This is a genomic window from Rhizobium sp. Leaf306 (assembly GCF_001423425.1).
GTDB lineage: Bacteria > Pseudomonadota > Alphaproteobacteria > Rhizobiales > Rhizobiaceae > Neorhizobium > Neorhizobium soli.
In genome coordinates this window covers 14,055-31,131 of the sequence record NZ_LMNX01000009.1, presented here as the reverse complement: position 1 = coordinate 31,131, position 17,077 = coordinate 14,055, and the positions used below count along the sequence as shown (strand labels likewise).

Genomic DNA, 17,077 nt, shown 5'->3' with positions numbered 1-17,077 from the left:
GTCAGAACTCGATGCCGGCCTGGGCTTTGACACCGGCCTTGAAGTGATGCTTGACGAGCGTCATCTCGGTCACCAGATCCGCCGCCTCGATCAGAGCCGGCTTCGCGTTACGGCCGGTGACGACGACGTGCAGATCCGCCCGGCGCGCCTGTAACTGAGCGACGACCTTGTCGAGATCGAGGTAATCGTAACGCAGGGCGATATTGAGTTCGTCGAGAATGACGAGGCCGATCGTCTCGTCCGCCATCAGTTCGAGTGCCATGCCCCAGGCCTTCTCGGCAGCGGCGATGTCACGCTTGAGATCCTGGGTTTCCCAGGTAAAGCCCTCGCCCATCGTGTGCCAGGCGATGCGGTCGCCGAACACCGCAAGCGCCGGCTGTTCGCCGGTCGACCAAGCGCCCTTGATGAACTGCACGATCCCGACGCGGCGGTTGTGGCCGAGCGTGCGCAGCGCCAGCCCGAAGGCCGCCGTCGACTTGCCCTTGCCGGAGCCCGTATGAACCATGAGAAGCCCCTTCTCGACGGTCTTCTCCGCGACTTCGGCATCCTGAACCGCCTTGCGGTTCTCCATCTTGGCGCGGTGACGCTGCTCGGTGGTCTGATCGATTTCCTTCAACGGACTGCAAGCTCCTTGGACGTGGTCGAGATTTCCTCACCGGCACGAAAACGCTCGCGAATGACGCCGGAAAGCGCCCCGAGAACGGCCCAGAAGACGAGGTTCGTCGCGTAGACGGCATTGACGAACCGCGCATGCAGGTCCATCGGCACCGCGGTGTCATGGCTCGGCGGCAGCGGTGCGCCGATGATGTGCGGAGCAACGAGCAGGACGACCGCCAAAGCCGCAAGAAGGGCGGAACGGGTATAGGCAAGCAGGCCAAGGGCCAGGGCAGTGCAGACGGCTGTCGCAATCCACCAGATCTGGCGCGGGCCGAGCTCAGCGACGGGCATGCCCGGAAGTTCCGGCGGCAGACCGAGGCCGGGTGCAAGACTGACGGTGAGGAACCCGGCAATGCCGAACATCAACCCGCCGCGCCACCCGCCAAACCCGCCGAGTGCTTCGGCGATGGCGATGGCAACCAGCGCAAAACCGATTGCCGACAGAGCATTGGCCGCTGCAGTGTAGGCAAAGCGCTCGAGCCCGTCGGCCGGCGCCCATGCCTCTTCGGCGTGATCGTGCGCAGCGGAAGCCGGTGCTGCAGTGCCTGCGGCCGTATCCGGAGCCGCAGTATGGCTATGTCCGGCACCGTTGCTGTCGACATGTTCATACGTCTCTGCCGCGATGATAAGCGGCACGACCGAAAAGCTTTGCATCACAGTCATCAGGAGCCCGGACAAAAGCCCTGCGATCACCGCCGTGAGGACGATGTTACGAAACAGCGACATTGGGAAAATTCCTCTTAGTGGCAGGGAAAGGCCAGCGAGTGGCGCGTATCGTGGGCCGCATTGTGCACGGCCTCGATATGCGAGAAGCCGACAAAGCCGACGATGAACAGGCCGAGTATGGCCGTCATGCCGAGAGGAATGATTTTCGATGCGGAAACGCTGGCTGCACGGGCAGCAGAGTTCGTAACCATGGACGTCGTCTTTCTGCCCTCCACCCGAGGGCTTTCACTGTACCTATCGTCTCCGGCAGGTCTCCTGGCTCGCGGATCGAACGCCTCTGACCCGCCTTCCCGGATGTCTCCAGTGGCATATCGGGCAGAGACTTTCCGCTTACAGTTGCGGGGGCAGCCGCGGGTTTGACGCCAAGATGTCGTCGCACCGCATTCCCTTCGATGAGCCCTCTCGGGCACCAAAGACGTGATCACTATAGACGGTTTCCCCAGACGGGCAATCGGCTTTGCAACATTGACACTGCCCTGCGACAAGGCTTAGGTGACTGCGATACGGTCCCTTGCCGGCAACGGTAGGGGCTAAGAGAGAATGCGGTGCGAACCCGGGATCGTCTTTAAGATTCCATGGTTCAATGCCGCGGCTGCCCCCGCAACTGTAAGCGGCGAGCCATCCTGCCACTATGGCCACTGGAGAAATCCGGGAAGGCAGGCGGATGGTGACGACCCGCGAGCCAGGAGACCTGCCGTTCGAAAACGTGCCTTTCCGGGCGGGGTGCTCCGGAAAAGCTTCTTTCACTCTGCAGGATAGGCTTGCCTTCCTGTCGTGCACCCCGATGTTATTGACTTGGGCGGTAGTGCGACACGATGGTGATTGACGAACGAAAAGACGAGCGCGACGCGGCCGCAGACGGCCTTGCCGGCGAGCCGGATGTGACGATTTTCGTCTGCACCAATTGTCGCGAGGCATCCGACAGCGAAGCGCGCCCGGGCATCGTCCTGATGGACGCCCTTCGCGAGGCTGCCGCCGGCAAGCCGCTTTCCGTCAAACCCGTCACCTGCCTTGCCAACTGCGAAAAAGGCCCAAGTGCTGCCTTCAACCATCGCTCCGGCTGGTCCTATGTCTTTGGTCATCTGTCGCTCGACACGGTCGAGGACATCTTGGTCGGCGCGATGATGCTGGCTGACGACGAGCGCGGTTTACTTCCCCTTCGCGGCCGCCCCATGTGCCTTCGCGGCAAGGGCATGACGGCCCGCATTCCCCCATTCCAGCACCACGAGGACCTGCCTTCATGAGCGTTTCATTCGACCGCGTTCCCTGCACCGTGATCACCGGGTTTCTCGGTGCCGGCAAGACCACGCTGATCCGTCACCTGATCGAAAACCTCAAGGGCAAGCGCCTCGCGATCATCGTCAACGAGTTCGGCGATGTCGGCATCGATGGCGACGTGTTGAAGAGCTGCGGCATCGAAAGCTGCCCTGACGACAACATTATAGAGCTTGCCAACGGATGCATCTGCTGCACCGTCGCCGACGACTTCGTTCCGGCGATCGACCAGATCCTGGCCCGCGAACCGCGCGTCGACCACATCCTGATCGAAACCTCCGGCCTTGCCCTGCCGAAGCCGCTCGTCCAAGCCTTCCAGTGGCCGGATGTGAAGGCCCGCGTCACCGTGGATGCCGTCATTGCCGTGGTGGACGGTCTGGCGCTTGCGCAAGGTCGCGTTGCCGATGATCACGAAGCGCTGGAAGCGCAGCGCAGCCAGGACAGCTCGATTGACCACGACGATCCGGTCGAGGAAGTGTTCGAGGACCAGATTGCCTGCGCCGATATGATCGTGCTGACCAAGACCGACCTTCTCGACCAGGCATCGCTTGCCGCCGCCAAGGGCCGCGTCCAGGCGCATCTGCCGCGCGCGGTCAAGATCGTGCCGGCCGCAAACGGCGCCGTCGATCCGAGCGTGCTGATCGGTCTCGGTCTTGCCGTCGAGGACGATATCGAAAACCGCAAGACGCATCACGATGACGAGCTGGATCACGATCACGACGATTTCGACAGTTTCGTCATAGATATTCCAGCCGTTGCCGATGCGGACGAACTCGCTGCCCGCATTTCCGCCACGGCGGAAGCGGAAAACGTGCTGCGCATCAAGGGGTTTGTCGACGTCGCGAACAAGCCGATGCGCCTTCAGGTGCAGGCTGTCGGTTCACGCGTGAACCACTATTTCGACCGCGCCTGGGGTGCCGGCGAGACCCGCCAGAGCCGCCTCGTCGTGATCGGCGAAAAGGGGATGGACCGGGCTGCGATCGAAAAGATGCTGGCGGCATAAGAGGGCTGTAGAAGGAAAAGGATGCATATTCTCGCCACCACCTCGTCGTCGCTCGACGACCTGATCGAGCCGGTCGACCTCAACCAGTCGCCGGCAGATGTGGTGGTGCTGTCTTTTTCCGGCAGTGACCTGAACGGCATCGCAGCGGGTTGGAGTAATGGCAAGGCGAGCCTCTGCCTCACCAATATCTCCGACCTTCGCCACCCGATGTCCGTCGACCTGTGGCTGGAAAAGACCGCTGCCCATGCGCGCTTTATCCTCGTGCGCATTCTCGGCGGCTATGATCGCTGGGCCTATGGCGCCGATCAGCTGTCGCGGCTGGCGAAGCGCAAGAAGATCCCGCTCGCAATGCTGCCGGGCGAATGCAGCATCAGCGATGACCGCCTGGCCGCTGCCTCGACCGTGCCCGATGCAACGCTGATGGACGTTCTCGCCTTCTTCCGCGAAGGCGGGCCGGACAATATGCAGCTTCTGGCGCGCCGGCTGGATGCGCTGGCAAGCGGCGACACGCAAAGCTTGCCGACCGCGACGCCGCTGCCGAAGCGGGGCTTCTACAAGCCCGGCCACGGCATCTCCACGGCCGACGAGCTTACTGCGGGCTTCCCGCCCCATGCGCAGCGGCTGCCGATCCTGTTCTACCGCTCCACCTTGCTTGCCAACGATGCAGCACCGATCGACGCGATGTATGAAGCACTTGCCGCCCGCGGTTTCGCACCGATGCCGATGTTCGTCGGCGGCTTGAAGGATGCAGAAACCATCGGCTTTGTCGAACAAGCGATCGCAGAGCTCGATCCGGCGGCCATTCTCACCACGACAGCCTTTGCAAGTGCGACCGACGACAACGGCGACACGATTTTCGACCGCTCAGGGATTCCCGTCTTCCAGCTGGTCACCGCAACGACTCGGCGGGACGGATGGATGGAAGGCCGCCGCGGCCTCAACCCTTCTGATCTTGCCATGCATGTCGTGCTGCCGGAACTGGACGGCCGCATTCTCGCCGGCGCGATCTCGTTCAAGGCCGGCGACAAGACGGCCGATCTCATCAACCAGCCCGAACCTGACCGTATCGAACACGTCGCAGACCGGATCGCCGCCTTCCTTGCGATGAAGACCGTGTCCCGCGCCGAGCGAAAGCTCGTCATCCTGATGCCGGATTATCCGAGTGCGCCGGGCCGCACCGGTTATGCCGTCGGCCTCGATGTACCGCAAAGCGTTCTGACGATCCTCAGCACGCTATCAACAGCCGGCTATTCGGTTTCCGATATCCCACAAACCCCGCGCGCGCTTCTGGATCTGCTGGCCGCCAGGACGGCGCAATATCCGCTGGCAACCTACAGCCCTTCAGCTGGAATCGATGCCGCCTGGGGCGAACCGGCAACGGATGCGGATCTGGAAGACGGTGCCTACCGTTTCCGCGCCGCGCAGTTCGGCAACGTCACGGTGGCGCTTGCCCCGGATCGGGGCCGCGATGCCGACCGCCGCACTGACTATCACAGCCCCGACCTGCCGCCGCGCCACGCCCTCAACGCCTTCGGTCAATGGATGCGCAACGCCGTAGGTGCCCATGCGATCGTTCATGTCGGCGCCCATGGCACGCTGGAATGGCTGCCGGGGAAAACCGTGGCGCTTTCGAAAGACTGCTTTCCGGAACTTGTGACCGGCGGCCTGCCGGTCATCTATCCGTTCATCGTATCCAATCCCGGCGAGGCCGCCGTTGCCAAACGGCGCATCTCCGCAGTCACCATCGGTCACCTGCCGCCGGTTCTGGCAGGCGCCGGCCTTTCGGACGAACAGACGAAACTCGAGCTGCTGGTCGATGAGTACGCGCAGGCGGACGGGCTGGACAGGCGCCGCCGCGACAGGCTGGCGAAACTGATCGTCGAGACTGCCGGCGACTGCGGACTGGCATCCGAGGCCGGCATCACAGGTGATGACGACCCCGACACGGCGCTCAGCCGCATCGACGCGTTTCTCTGCGACCTCAAGGACTTCGCCATCAAGGACGGCCAGCACGTGTTCGGCGAAATCGCAGCCGGCGATGACGACCCGCTGCGGATCGCCAGTGCCGGAACCGAAATGCAGGCGCTGCTCGATGCGCTCGATGGCCGGCATATTCGCCCCGGTCCGTCGGGCGCACCATCACGGGGCCGCCGCGACGTGATGCCGACTGGCCGCAATCTTTACGCCAGCGATCCGCGCACCCTGCCGACCCCGACCGCGTTCGAACTGGGCAAGCGCGCCGCCGACGAGATTTTGCGCCGATACCTGCAGGACCATGGCGACTGGCCGAAAAGCCTCGTCTTCGACCTCTGGGGTAGCGCTTCGCTGCGAAGCGGCGGCGAGGAAGTAGCGCAGGTTCTGGCGCTGATGGGTGCACGACCCGTCCAGGACGCCGCAACCGGCCGCGTCACCGGCATCGAGGTTCTGGCGCCGGCAACACTCGGACGCCCGCGCATCGACGTCAGCCTTCGAATTTCCGGCCTGTTCCGCGACATGTTTCCGGCACTGATCGCGCTTCTCGATGCCGCTATGCGGGCGATCGCCGCGCGCGAGGAAGCCCCGGGCGACAATCCGCTGGCGGAAGACGCGCAGACGCTCGGCCATGTGCCCGCGCGCATCTTCGGTTCGGCCCCCGGCACCTACGGTTCCGGCATCGAGGAAAAGCTTGCCGATGGCAGCTGGGGCGAACGCGAGGAACTCGGCCGTCTCTATCTCGACGCCACCAGCCACGCATTCGGCGGCGCCGATGGCGATGGCGTCCACGTTCCCGGCGGGTTTGCCGAGCGGATCGGAAGCGCCGACCTGCTTGTCCATACCGGCGATGATCCCGGCCGCGATCTTCTCGATGGTTCCGCCGACGTTGCCTTTATCGGCGGCTTTTCGGCGGCCGTCGCGGCGCTCGGCGGCAAGGCAGATGTGATCGCGCTCGACACGACCGATCCGCAGAAGCCGAAAGCGCGCTCCATTTCCGAGGCCCTGACCCGGGTCGTGCGCGCCCGTGCCGTCAACCCACGCTTTATCGCCGGCCAGATGCGCCACGGACCCCGCGGTGCAGCCGAACTGGTCGAAACCGTCGACCGGCTGATCGGCTTTGCCGAGACCACCCACGCCGTTCCGCAATCGCTGATTGATGCGACCTATGACGCCTATCTGGGTGACGAAAAAGTCCGCGACTTCCTGTTGTCCCAGAACCCCGAAGGCGCTCGCTACATGGGCCTGAGGTTCCGCGCCGCGCTCGATCGCGGCCTCTGGCATCCGCGCCGCAACGCGGTGGATGCCGAGCTGGAAATGCTGGCAGACGACTGCGAAAGGCTGGTCGCATGACGGCAATTGCACGCGACCGAGCCGATCCGGACATGAGACGCGGCGCCTGCCCTGCCCTGTCTGCGCCGATGATGACGGGCGACGGCCTTCTTGCGCGCGTGCCGCTGACCGCTGCAATTGCGCCAGAGCAACTGGCCGATCTCTGCCGTTTGGCAATGCGTCACGGCAACGGCATGATCGACATTTCAGCCCGCGGCAATCTGCAGATCCGCGGCCTCAGCGAAACTTCCGCGCCGCGTCTCGAGGCCGAGGTGCGGGCCATGGACCTGCCGCTACGCGATGGCCTTGCCGTCGAAGTGCCGCCGCTTGCCGGTGAGGACGCAACCGAAATTGCCGGTCCGCGCCCGCTGGCGGATGCAATCAGAGACCGCGCCCGTGACCTCCAAGGCCTTGCGCCAAAAACGTCTGTCATCGTCGATGGTGCGGGTCGCCTGAGACTGTCCGGTCTGATCGCCGATATCCGGTTGGTCGCGGCGGAAGCGGATGGCGAAATCCGCTGGAAGATCCTGCTTGGCGGCACCGAAGCTTCCGGGCGTGTTTTCAATGTTTTCGCTGAAACACAGGCCATCGAGGCGACAGTCTCTCTGCTCGAAAAGCTCGCCTCGCTCGGGAGCGATGCCCGCGGTCGTGACATCGCTTCAGCCTTGCCGGTCAACGATTTCACTGCCGCAACCGTCTCCCCCTTCACGCTGCATCCCTTGTCGGACGGCACGTTCGCGACCGGCATCGGCCCAGCTTTCGGCCAGACCCATGCCGAAAACCTGATCGCCCTCTGCAACGAGGCCACCCGCCTGGACATCCGCACCGTCAAACCGGCGCTCGATCATTCGCTCCTGTTCTCCGGCAGCCAGGCCACGTGCCGCACATTGACGGCATTTGCCGCAGACACCGGTTTCGTGACGTCGAGCACCGATCCGCGCGGCCATATCGCCGCCTGTACCGGACGCCCGGCCTGCCGTTCCGGCACCATTGCCACCCACGAGATCGCCACGCGCGCTGCCGCGGAATGCACCGATCTTCTGGACGGCTCTTTCAAGCTGCATGTGAGCGGCTGCCCCAAGGGCTGCGCCCATCCGCAAGCAACGGCACTGACGCTGTGCGGCATGCCGGATCACGTTTCGCTGGTTGCCTCGGCGAAAGCGAGCGGCCAACCCTTTGCTTCCATCGCTTTTGCCGATACCAACGCCACGCTTCGCCGCCTTGCCGATCTGGTCCGATCGGAACGGCGATCGGGGGAAAATTCCGCTGCCTGCCTTGCCCGGATCGGTCCGGACCGGCTTCGCCAGGCGGCCATACCAGGATGACCATGACCAGTTACGACTATATCCACGAAGGCGATGCGATCTATCTGAAGTCCTTTGCGATCATCCGCGAGGAAGCCGACCTTTCCGCATTTTCGGAAGAGCAGGCGGATGTCGCAGTCCGCATGATCCACGCCTGCGGCCTGGTCGAGGCGGCCGAACATTTCCGCTTCTCCGACGACTTCGTTTCTGCAGCCCGCAATGCGCTGCTGGCCGGCAAGCCCATCTATTGCGACGCGTTCATGGTGGCACAGGGGGTAACCCGGGCAAGGCTACCTGCCGACAACGAGGTGATCTGCACGTTGCGTGACAGCCGCACGGTCGAACTGGCGAAAACGATCGGCAATACACGATCGGCAGCGGCACTGGATCTGTGGGACGCAATGGAAGGTTCGGTGGTCGCCATCGGCAATGCGCCGACGGCCCTGTTTCACCTGCTGGAACTGCTGGATGCCGGTGCGCCGCGCCCAGCCGCAATCATCGGCATGCCGGTCGGCTTCGTAGGCGCGGCCGAATCCAAGGAAGCCCTGATGGAATCAGCGCATGGCATTCCCTATGCCGTGGTGCGCGGCCGCATGGGCGGCTCTGCCATGACGGCGGCCGCCGTCAACGCGCTGGCGAGGACAGGCCTTTGAACCCCGAGAGTATAAAGGGCAGACTGATCGGCGTCGGCACCGGACCGGGTGATCCGGAACTGATGACGCTGAAGGCCGTGCGTGCCATCAATGAAGCGGATGTGCTGGCGTTCTTCTGCAAGAAGGGATCCTCAGGCAACGGCCGCACCATCGTCGACGCCCATATCCGCCCGGGCACGATCGAGCTGCCGCTGGTCTATCCGGTCACGGTTGAGACCCACAAGGACGAGGCGGACTACAAGACGCCGATCAACGATTTCTTCGATCGTTCGGCCGAAGAAGTCGCAGCTTACCTTGATGCCGGAAAGACCGTCGCCGTTCTGAGCGAAGGAGACCCGCTGTTTTACGGGTCCTATATGCATCTGCATGTGCGGCTGAATGATCGCTATGAGGTCGATGTGATTGCCGGCGTCACCGCGATGTCCGGCTGCTGGTCGATGACGGGCCTGCCGCTGGTGCAGGGAGACGATATCCTGAGCGTGCTTCCCGGCACGCTATCCGAGGAAAAGCTGATCGAGCGTCTCGCCGATACTGATGGCGCCGTGATCATGAAGGTCGGGCGCAACCTGCCCAAAATCCGCCGGGCGCTCGCCGCCGTCGGCAAGCTTTCAGGCGCGCTCTATGTCGAACGGGGCACCATGGCCAACGGCGCCTCGGAGCGGCTGGAAACGCGCGACGAAAGCCCGGCGCCCTATTTCTCGCTGGTGCTCGTTCCCGGATGGACCAACCGTCCGGGACCCGATCATGGAGCGGCAGAATGACGGGATCGCTGACCGTCGTCGGCCTCGGCCCCGGCAATCCGGACCAGATCACCCCGGAAGCGCTGTCGGCGGTTGCGTCGGCAACCGATTTCTTCGGCTACTTTCCCTATATCGACAGGCTGAACCTGCGACCGGACCAGCGCCGCCATGCCTCTGACAATCGCGAGGAGCTGGCACGCGCCAAGGCGGCGATCGACATGGCAGCGAGAGGCGGCAAAGTCTGCGTCGTCTCGGGTGGAGATCCCGGCGTCTTCGCCATGGCAGCGGCCGTCTGTGAAGCGATCGACGAAGGCCCTGCAGAATGGCGCGACATCGATCTATCCATCGTTCCTGGAGTCACCGCCATGCTGGCGGTTGCGGCGAAGGCGGGAGCGCCTCTCGGCCATGATTTCTGCGCGATTTCGCTCTCGAACAACCTGAAACCCTGGGCCATCATCGAAAAGCGTCTCGTCGCCGCGGCAACGGCCGGCTTCGTCATGGCCTTCTACAATCCGATCAGCAAGGCGCGGCCGCATCAGTTGGACGAAGCCTTCGACATCCTGCGCGCCAACCTGCCGGGCACGGTTCCGGTCATCTTCGGTCGCGCCGCCGGCAGGCCTGACGAGGCTATCCGGATCGTGCCCTTGGCGGAAGCTCAGGGCGACATGGCCGACATGGCGACCTGCGTGATCGTCGGCACGACAGAGACCAAGCTGATCGAAAGAACCGGCAACCGACCGATCGTCTATTCGCCGCGCTTCCTGCGGGAGAGCGTCCAGTGACGCACCCGGTCGACCAGCGCGTCCACGCTTGTGGCACACGGCACATCCGGCAGCTCTGGGCGGTCGATCAGGATGACGTCGATTCCGAGGCGCCGCGCAGCGCTGATCTTGGCCACACTGGCACGACCGCCACTATTCTTGGAAACGATCAGGTCGATGCCGTGCTCCTCAAGCAGCCGGATCTCGTCCCCCTCGGAAAACGGCCCGCGAGCAGTGATATAGGTCACATCCGGCAGGTCGAGCGGCGGATCGACCGGATCGACGCTGCGCACCAGGTATTGATGCTGTTTCCTCACTTCGAACGGCAGCAGTTCCTGCCGGCCAAGCGTCAGGAAAACCTTGCGCGGGGCGATGTCGAGCGCGGCAACTGCCGCCTCGATACTGCCGACCTCCTGCCAGCGATCGCCGTCCTGACGCGACCAGGCGGCACGCCGCAAAGCCAGGATTTCTACACCGGACGACGCCGCGGCTTCAGCGGCATTGCGGGAAATCTGCGCCGCGAACGGATGTGTCGCGTCGATCAGCAGATCCACGCCTTGCTCACGGATGAAGGCATCGAGACCTCCAGCACCGCCGAACCCGCCGATCCGCACAGGCACCGGCTGTTCCGCCGGCGCCTTGGTGCGCCCGGCAAGCGAAACAAGGATCTGGTATTCCGGGTCGGTCGCCAACCGGCCGGCGAGCGCCTTTGCCTCCGTCGTGCCGCCCAGAATGAGGATGGAGTAAGTCAAGTTGCCTCCTGAATCAGAGATGAGAGCTTTAAACCAAAGCCGCTGGCTGTCCATCGTCGGCATCGGCGAGGATGGCGTGAAGGGTCTCGGCGAGAACGCCTGCGACGCGATCACAGCCGCCACCGTTGTTTTCGGCGGAAAGCGGCATCTGGAGCTCGCCGCATCCCTCATCACCGGCGAAGCGCGACCCTGGCCGACGCCCTTCGATCCAGCGATGCGCGATGTCGTCGCCCTGCGTGGAAAGAGGGTCTGCGTACTCGCCTCCGGCGATCCCTTCTGCTTCGGCGTGGGTGCAACCCTGTCACGCCATGTGCCGGCCGACGAATTCGTCTCCTATCCGTCCTCGTCCGCATTTTCGCTCGCAGCGTCGCGTCTCGGCTGGCCGCTGCAGGAGATCGAGACTGTCTCGCTCCACGGTCGCCCACCGGATCTCATCCGCCCTCTTCTGCACCCAGGCCGGCGTGTGATCGCGCTGACCTCGGATGAACGGGGGCCTGCGGAACTGGCGGCGCTCCTGACGGAGAGCGGCTTCGGGAAATCGCAGCTGACCGTGCTCGAAGCGCTTGGCGGCCAAGCGGAGCGCATTCGCAAGGTGCAGGCGGACGGATTTGCATTGCAGGATATCAACGTGCTGAACGTCGTCGCAATCGACGTTGCTGCAAACGGACCGGCGCGCGTTCTGCCGCTAGGCTTCGGCCTTGATGATGCGCTGTTCGAACATGACGGTCAGATCACCAAACGGGAGATCCGCGCCTTGACGCTATCGGCTCTTTCGCCCCGGCGCGGCGAGCTGCTCTGGGATATCGGCGCCGGATCCGGCTCGATCGGCATCGAATGGATGCTGGCCGACCCCTCGATGAGGGCGATTGGCGTAGAAGCCCATCCCAAGCGCGCCGCTCGCATCAGGCGCAATGCCGCACGCTTCGGCGTGCCGGGCCTCGTCGTGGTCGAGGGCGAAGCACCGTCGGCGCTCCATGGCCTCACCCCACCGGATGCGATCTTCATCGGCGGCGGCGGCAGCGAACCTGGTGTTTTCGAGACGGCCGCTGCAGCGCTGAAATCCGGCGGCAGGCTCGTTGCCAACGCCGTGACGCTGGAGATGGAAGCGGTGCTGCTGACCGCAAAAGCCACGCTCGGCGGCAGCCTCATCCGCATGGATGTCTCGCGGGCCTCACCCGTCGGGTCGATGCAGGGCTGGAAGCCGGCCATGCCGGTCACGCAGTGGACTTGGACAAAAGGAACAGAACCATGATCGTCGCCGGTTTGGGTTGCCGCAAGGGCACCACACGCGCAGACCTTCTGTCCGCTCTCGATGCGGCCTGCACTGAGGCCGGTATCATCAGGGGATCGATTGGGGCACTTGCCACCGGAGAGATCAAGCGGCAGGAACCCGGCATTCTGCAGCTGGCCGAAACGCTGGGCATTCCGCTTCACATCGTCAGCGACCAGGCGTTGCTCGACGCCGAGCCGAGAACGAAGACCGTTTCCCGCCACAGCCTTGCCCAGACGCCGTCATCCAGCCTGTCCGAAGGTGCGGCGCTTGCGGCTGCGGGAGAATGGTCCGAAATCATCGTGCCGCGGCTGATATCCCAGGGCGCTACCTGCGCCTTGGCGCAAACGAAAGACTATCCATGACCGTCCATTTCATCGGTGCCGGCCCCGGTGCCGCGGATCTGATCACCGTCCGCGGCCGCGATATCCTCAGCCGCTCGCCGGTCTGCCTCTATGCAGGCTCGATCATGCCGAAGGAACTGCTGGACTATTGCCCGGCCGACGCACGGATCGTTGATACCGGCTCTCTGTCGCTTGACGATATCGAGGCCGAATATGTTGCCGCTCACCAGGCCGGTAAGGATGTGGCCCGCCTGCATTCGGGCGATCTTTCGGTCTGGAGCGCCGTGGCCGAACAGATCCGCCGACTGGAAAAGCACGGCATCGACTACACGCTGACCCCTGGCGTCCCCTCGTTTGCCGCCGCCGCAGCCGCGTTGCGGCGGGAGCTGACAATTCCCGAAGTCGCGCAAAGCCTCGTCCTCACACGCATCTCCGGTCGCGCCTCGAAAATGCCCGAGGGCGAAACGCTGAAAGCCTTTGGCGCGACAGGTGCAACGCTTGCGATCCATCTCGCCATCCATGCACTGGACAGGATCGTCGAGGAACTGACGCCGCTTTACGGTCCCGATTGCCCGGTGGCGATCGTCGTTCGCGCCTCATGGCCGGAAGAGCGCATCGTCACCGGCACGCTTGCCGATATTGCGGCGAAACTGGCCGCAGAACCCGCCGAGCGCACCGCGCTCATCTTCGTCGGCAAAGGGCTGGGAGCGACGGATTTCGTCGAGAGCCAGCTATACAATGCAGACTATGTACGACGTTTCCGCCCCGGCTGGGATCAGCTCTCTGCGGCTAAGGACCCGGAATGATCGGACGGCGTGAATTCCGTTCGTCCGGCAAGCTGCCCGTGCCGGTCGAACACCAGGATCTCCAGCGCGATCTTAGGGTCGCCGAGCGACTTTGCGGCGGTCTTCCAGGCAAGCGCGGCAATGCGGTCACCGAGCTTCAGACCACGCGCGCCAGCCATCTCGAACGCCTGCGCGACGGTGTTTGCAGCGATGATCCGCGCAACGAGATCGGCATCGGCGCCAGCGTCTTCCGCCACCTTGGCAAGCGCTTCGAGATCGGCAAGCCCGCGCTTGGAATGCACGTCGAGCATGCCCTGGGCGAGCTTGGTCATCTTGGCGACGCCGCCGGCAACGGTTACCTTCGGCACCGGATGGCTGCGGATATATTTCAGCATGCCGCCGACGAAATCGCCCATGTCGATCAGCGCGACGTCGGAAAGGCCATGATAGGCCTGCGCCGCCTTTTCGGACGTATTGCCGGTGGCGCCGGAAATATGATCGAGGCCGGCCGCGCGCGCCACATCGATGCCGCGCCAGATGGAATGGATCCAGGCCGAGCACGAATACGGAATGACGATCCCGGTCGTACCGAGGATCGATATTCCGCCGACAATGCCGAGCCGGCCGTTAAGCGTCTTCTCGGCGATCTTCTCACCGTCGGGCACCGAAATCTCCACCTCGAAATCGGCGCCCTCGCCGGCAACCTCTGTTATCGCCTGCGCAATCATCTGCCGTGGCACCGGGTTGATCGAGGGTTCGCCGGGTGGCAGCGGCAGACCGGGCCGCGTCACCGTACCGACGCCAGGTCCTGCCCTGAACGTGATGCCGCTTTTCGCCGCGCCGCGCCGCACCGTGCTGATGATCAGCGCGCCATGGGTGACATCTGGGTCGTCGCCGGCATCCTTGATGATGCCAGCCTTGGCGAAACCCTCGCCCACCTCTTCGATGGCCAGCGCAAAACCCGGCCGTTGGCCGCTGGGCAGGGTCACCTCCACCATCGCCGGAAATTCGCCTGTCATCAGCGCCAGACAGGCAGCCTTCGTGGCGGCCGCAGCGCAGGTTCCCGTGGTCCAGCCACGTCGCAGGGTCTTGCTGTCAATATCGATGCCGGCTTCCATGGCCGTTTCTATAGCCCGGCCTTCACCGGCCGGCAAAAGGTTTGCACTCCATGCCCATGAATGAGTTGATCGAAACCATCGTCGAAGCACCGGAATTTGCGCCCGGCCATGTCTGGCTGGCCGGCTCCGGCCCCGGTCATCCGCGCTATCTGACGCTGGAAGTCGCCGATGCGCTGCAAAGGGCCGACGTGATCGTGCATGACGCGCTGGTCTCCGACGCCGTGCTGGCATTGGCGAAAACACGCGACATGATCTTCGTCGGCAAGCGCGGCGGCAAACCTTCGGTCGCGCAGGACGACATCACCGCGAGGCTGATCGAACTCGCGAGAACAGGCAAACGCGTGTTGCGTCTGAAGGGCGGAGACCCGTTTATCTTCGGCCGGGGCGGCGAAGAGGCCGAAGCGTTGGTGAAAGCCGATATCCCCTTCCGGATTCTTCCCGGCATGACCTCTGCCCTTGCCGCACTCGCCTGCGCCAACATTCCAGCCACGATGCGCGGCATCAGCCGTTCGATCACGCTCGCAACCGGCCACGCCGCCGGCACGCCCGGCGATCTCGACTGGAAAGCTTTGGCAAAGACGGGCGAGCCCATCGTGGTCTATATGGGAGTGAGCACGATCGGCACGATCGCGCGGCTGCTGATGGAGGGCGGATTGGCAGGCGATACACCCGTCGCGGTTCTGATGGCGGCAACCACACCCTTGGAGCGCTCGATGACTGCGACGCTTGCGACCGTTGAAGCAGAAGTGCAGCGCCAGGATTTCCAGGCGCCAGCGCTGATCGTGATCGGCAGGATCGTCGATATGCAGGCGGTTCTTACGGGACCTGCATCATGACGGCCCGCGCCCTGATCATCGGCGCACCGCGCTCCGGCTCCGGCAAGACCAGCGTCACCATCGGCCTGTTGCGTGCCTTCCAGCGGCGGGGCATCAAGGTGCGTGGCATCAAGACCGGGCCTGATTATATCGATCCCGGTTTCCACGAAGCGACAACCCGCCTGCCCGGGCTCAATCTCGACAGCTGGGCCATGGCCCCCGATCTTCTGCGGCATCTGGCACGCGGCCAGGCAGAGGATGCGGACCTGATTCTGATCGAAAGCGCCATGGGTCTTTTCGACGGCATTCTAGGCGAACCCGGTCGCTCAGGCGCAGCGTCCGATCTCGCGCGCCTGTTCGGCCTGCCGGTTCTGCTGGTGCTCGACGTGTCAGGCCAAAGCCAGACGGCGGCGGCCGTCGCCTGCGGCTTCATGCATTATGATCCGACCGTGAAGATGGCAGCCTGCGTGCTCAACCGGGCCGGAAGCGAGCGCCACAGAAAACTCTCCGGCGACGCCATCTCCGCGATCGGGCTTCCAGTTGTCGGCACGATTTTGCGCGATCCGACCCTGACCCTGCCCGAACGCCATCTGGGCCTCGTGCAGGCAAGCGAACATCCGCAGATGGACGCCCATATCGACCGGCTGGCCGACGCGATGGAACAGTCGCTGGATCTCGACGCGATTTTCGAGGCAGCACGTCCGTTCGATATCGCCTCCGGGACGACCGAAAAGGCATTACCGCCGCCAGGTCAGCGGATAGCACTTGCCGAAGATGCCGCCTTTACCTTTCTCTACCCGCATATCAAGCGGGAATGGCACGCGATGGGGGCCGAGATCGTCCACTTCTCGCCGCTTGCCGATGAAGCGCCTCCGGCCGACTGCGATGTCTGCTGGCTGCCGGGCGGTTATCCCGAACTGCATGCGGGACGGCTTGCGGCGGCTGACACGTTCAAGACAGGGCTGAAGACCTTCTCGGAGACGAAGCCGGTCCACGGCGAATGCGGTGGTTACATGGTGCTTGGCGAAAGGCTGGAGGATGCCGACGGCGTCAGCCACACCATGACCGGCCTGCTTTCCCATTCCACAAGCTTTTCCAAGCGTAAGATGAACCTCGGCTACCGCCAGGCGCGCCTGATGAGAGAAAGTGCCATTGGTAAAATAGGCGACGTGGTGCGGGGCCACGAATTCCATTATGCTCGAGTGATCGAAGCCGGAACCGACCAACCTCTCGCTATGATTGCAGATGGTCGAGGCGACGAAATAGGTCCGTCGGGCGGTTTCCGGGGAAGGGTGACCGGCACGTTTTTCCATGCGATAGCGCGCGATTAGCAGGATTTGCCTCCCTTTCGAAAGGCGCCTAATTTTCGCAACCCATGGGGGGTTGCTAAATGTGTCGCATCGAAGGCACTTAATGTCGTAGCGAAGGCTCACCCACGCGGCAACGCGACCGTAATCTCCATCACGCCTCAACGGGCCTTCGATCGCTAAGCAGACTATTTCCCGAGGCATAGAGCTCGCACGATAAGAGCCGGGGACTGCATCAGAAAGGAAGTTATGTCGGCCGCAACC

The 17,077-nt window shown here is 63.8% G+C and carries 17 protein-coding genes and 2 riboswitches; of the genes, 12 read left to right on the top strand and 5 right to left on the bottom strand.

All coding sequences use genetic code 11. The annotated features are described in order from the left end of the window. Position 1: 1 nt before the first annotated feature. From cobO to ASG19_RS23240, 3 genes are read right to left on the bottom strand one after another with little or no spacing between them, the layout of a single operon-like run. On the bottom strand, positions 2-616 hold the full coding sequence (cobO, locus tag ASG19_RS23250) for a cob(I)yrinic acid a,c-diamide adenosyltransferase (RefSeq protein ID WP_062463600.1): 615 nt from the start codon (positions 614-616) through the stop codon (positions 2-4). Continuing rightward, positions 613-1,383 (bottom strand): CbtA family protein, encoded by a 771-nt coding sequence (locus ASG19_RS23245; protein WP_062463597.1) that lies wholly within the window; start codon positions 1,381-1,383, stop codon positions 613-615. The genes cobO and ASG19_RS23245 overlap by 4 nt, the downstream gene beginning before the upstream one ends. Positions 1,384-1,397: 14 nt before the next feature. Further along, positions 1,398-1,574 (bottom strand): CbtB-domain containing protein, encoded by a 177-nt coding sequence (locus ASG19_RS23240; RefSeq protein ID WP_062463594.1) that lies wholly within the window; start codon positions 1,572-1,574, stop codon positions 1,398-1,400. 36 nt (positions 1,575-1,610) lie between these two features. Further along, positions 1,611-1,812, bottom strand: a riboswitch (cobalamin riboswitch). A 58-nt stretch (positions 1,813-1,870) separates the two neighbouring features. Then, positions 1,871-2,097, top strand: a riboswitch (cobalamin riboswitch). A gap of 104 nt (positions 2,098-2,201) precedes the next feature. Here ASG19_RS23240 and ASG19_RS23235 point away from each other — a divergent pair. Genes ASG19_RS23235 through ASG19_RS23205 form a run of 7 tightly spaced genes read left to right on the top strand, consistent with a single transcriptional unit; the run spans position 2,202 to position 10,443 of the window. Beyond that, positions 2,202-2,627 carry a DUF1636 family protein gene (locus ASG19_RS23235; RefSeq protein WP_244476270.1) on the top strand — a complete coding sequence of 142 codons (426 nt, stop codon included), beginning with the start codon at positions 2,202-2,204 and terminating at the stop codon, positions 2,625-2,627. Then, a complete protein-coding gene (gene cobW / locus ASG19_RS23230) occupies positions 2,624-3,661 on the top strand; it encodes a cobalamin biosynthesis protein CobW (protein WP_062463585.1) in 1,038 nt (345 codons plus the stop codon). Before ASG19_RS23235 ends, cobW begins: the two co-directional genes overlap by 4 nt. 21 nt (positions 3,662-3,682) lie before the next feature. Beyond that, a complete protein-coding gene (gene cobN / locus ASG19_RS23225; RefSeq protein ID WP_062463582.1) occupies positions 3,683-6,985 on the top strand; it encodes a cobaltochelatase subunit CobN in 3,303 nt (1,100 codons plus the stop codon). Continuing rightward, on the top strand, positions 6,982-8,289 hold the full coding sequence (gene cobG / locus ASG19_RS23220) for a precorrin-3B synthase (RefSeq protein WP_062463578.1): 1,308 nt from the start codon (positions 6,982-6,984) through the stop codon (positions 8,287-8,289). The genes cobN and cobG overlap by 4 nt, the downstream gene beginning before the upstream one ends. Before the next feature lie 2 nt (positions 8,290-8,291). Then, complete coding sequence (locus ASG19_RS23215) at positions 8,292-8,921, top strand: precorrin-8X methylmutase (RefSeq protein WP_062463575.1); 630 nt, start codon at positions 8,292-8,294, stop codon at positions 8,919-8,921. Continuing rightward, positions 8,918-9,682: a precorrin-2 C(20)-methyltransferase gene (locus ASG19_RS23210; RefSeq protein WP_062463571.1), complete on the top strand. Its 765-nt coding sequence runs from the start codon at positions 8,918-8,920 to the stop codon at positions 9,680-9,682. The genes ASG19_RS23215 and ASG19_RS23210 overlap by 4 nt, the downstream gene beginning before the upstream one ends. Beyond that, on the top strand, positions 9,679-10,443 hold the full coding sequence (locus ASG19_RS23205; protein ID WP_062463568.1) for a precorrin-3B C(17)-methyltransferase: 765 nt from the start codon (positions 9,679-9,681) through the stop codon (positions 10,441-10,443). Before ASG19_RS23210 ends, ASG19_RS23205 begins: the two co-directional genes overlap by 4 nt. On the opposite strand, the gene ASG19_RS23200 is transcribed toward ASG19_RS23205, so the two are convergent. Next, positions 10,407-11,174, bottom strand: coding sequence for a cobalt-precorrin-6A reductase (locus tag ASG19_RS23200; RefSeq protein WP_062463566.1), 768 nt, complete (start codon positions 11,172-11,174; stop codon positions 10,407-10,409). The two genes, ASG19_RS23205 and ASG19_RS23200, sit on opposite strands and share 37 nt — an antisense overlap. 19 nt (positions 11,175-11,193) lie before the next feature. On the opposite strand from ASG19_RS23200, the gene ASG19_RS23195 reads away from it, so the two are divergent. Genes ASG19_RS23195 through cobM form a run of 3 tightly spaced genes read left to right on the top strand, consistent with a single transcriptional unit; the run spans position 11,194 to position 13,594 of the window. Beyond that, the gene (locus tag ASG19_RS23195) at positions 11,194-12,426 is read left to right on the top strand and encodes a bifunctional cobalt-precorrin-7 (C(5))-methyltransferase/cobalt-precorrin-6B (C(15))-methyltransferase (RefSeq protein WP_062463563.1); all 1,233 of its coding nucleotides are present in this window, start codon (positions 11,194-11,196) and stop codon (positions 12,424-12,426) included. Next, positions 12,423-12,809 (top strand): cobalamin biosynthesis protein, encoded by a 387-nt coding sequence (locus tag ASG19_RS23190; protein WP_062463559.1) that lies wholly within the window; start codon positions 12,423-12,425, stop codon positions 12,807-12,809. The genes ASG19_RS23195 and ASG19_RS23190 overlap by 4 nt, the downstream gene beginning before the upstream one ends. Continuing rightward, complete coding sequence (gene cobM, locus ASG19_RS23185; protein ID WP_062463556.1) at positions 12,806-13,594, top strand: precorrin-4 C(11)-methyltransferase; 789 nt, start codon at positions 12,806-12,808, stop codon at positions 13,592-13,594. Before ASG19_RS23190 ends, cobM begins: the two co-directional genes overlap by 4 nt. Here the strand turns inward: cobM and ASG19_RS23180 are convergent. Then, positions 13,564-14,679: a cobalt-precorrin-5B (C(1))-methyltransferase gene (locus tag ASG19_RS23180; RefSeq protein ID WP_062463664.1), complete on the bottom strand. Its 1,116-nt coding sequence runs from the start codon at positions 14,677-14,679 to the stop codon at positions 13,564-13,566. The two genes, cobM and ASG19_RS23180, sit on opposite strands and share 31 nt — an antisense overlap. Positions 14,680-14,741: 62 nt before the next feature. Between ASG19_RS23180 and cobA the strand changes: the two genes are divergently transcribed. Both cobA and ASG19_RS23170 read left to right on the top strand, forming a co-directional pair. Next, on the top strand, positions 14,742-15,527 hold the full coding sequence (gene cobA / locus ASG19_RS23175) for a uroporphyrinogen-III C-methyltransferase (RefSeq protein WP_062463553.1): 786 nt from the start codon (positions 14,742-14,744) through the stop codon (positions 15,525-15,527). Further along, on the top strand, positions 15,524-16,837 hold the full coding sequence (locus tag ASG19_RS23170) for a cobyrinate a,c-diamide synthase (RefSeq protein ID WP_062463550.1): 1,314 nt from the start codon (positions 15,524-15,526) through the stop codon (positions 16,835-16,837). Before cobA ends, ASG19_RS23170 begins: the two co-directional genes overlap by 4 nt. The last annotated feature ends 240 nt before the right edge of the window (positions 16,838-17,077 follow it).

Excerpts from the sequence above, each read along its gene's own strand:
- ASG19_RS23205 (WP_062463568.1), top strand. The coding sequence starts at position 9,679 with ATGACGGGATCGCTGACCGTCGTCGGCCTCGGCCCCGGCAATCCGGAC.
- ASG19_RS23190 (WP_062463559.1), top strand. The coding sequence starts at position 12,423 with ATGATCGTCGCCGGTTTGGGTTGCCGCAAGGGCACCACACGCGCAGAC.
- ASG19_RS23170 (WP_062463550.1), top strand. The coding sequence starts at position 15,524 with ATGACGGCCCGCGCCCTGATCATCGGCGCACCGCGCTCCGGCTCCGGC.
- cobG (WP_062463578.1), top strand. The coding sequence starts at position 6,982 with ATGACGGCAATTGCACGCGACCGAGCCGATCCGGACATGAGACGCGGC.
- cobA (WP_062463553.1), top strand. The coding sequence starts at position 14,742 with ATGCCCATGAATGAGTTGATCGAAACCATCGTCGAAGCACCGGAATTT.
- cobM (WP_062463556.1), top strand. The coding sequence starts at position 12,806 with ATGACCGTCCATTTCATCGGTGCCGGCCCCGGTGCCGCGGATCTGATC.
- ASG19_RS23195 (WP_062463563.1), top strand. The coding sequence starts at position 11,194 with ATGAGAGCTTTAAACCAAAGCCGCTGGCTGTCCATCGTCGGCATCGGC.
- ASG19_RS23245 (WP_062463597.1), bottom strand. The coding sequence starts at position 1,383 with ATGTCGCTGTTTCGTAACATCGTCCTCACGGCGGTGATCGCAGGGCTT.
- cobN (WP_062463582.1), top strand. The coding sequence starts at position 3,683 with ATGCATATTCTCGCCACCACCTCGTCGTCGCTCGACGACCTGATCGAG.
- ASG19_RS23240 (WP_062463594.1), bottom strand. The coding sequence starts at position 1,574 with ATGGTTACGAACTCTGCTGCCCGTGCAGCCAGCGTTTCCGCATCGAAA.
- ASG19_RS23215 (WP_062463575.1), top strand. The coding sequence starts at position 8,292 with ATGACCAGTTACGACTATATCCACGAAGGCGATGCGATCTATCTGAAG.
- cobW (WP_062463585.1), top strand. The coding sequence starts at position 2,624 with ATGAGCGTTTCATTCGACCGCGTTCCCTGCACCGTGATCACCGGGTTT.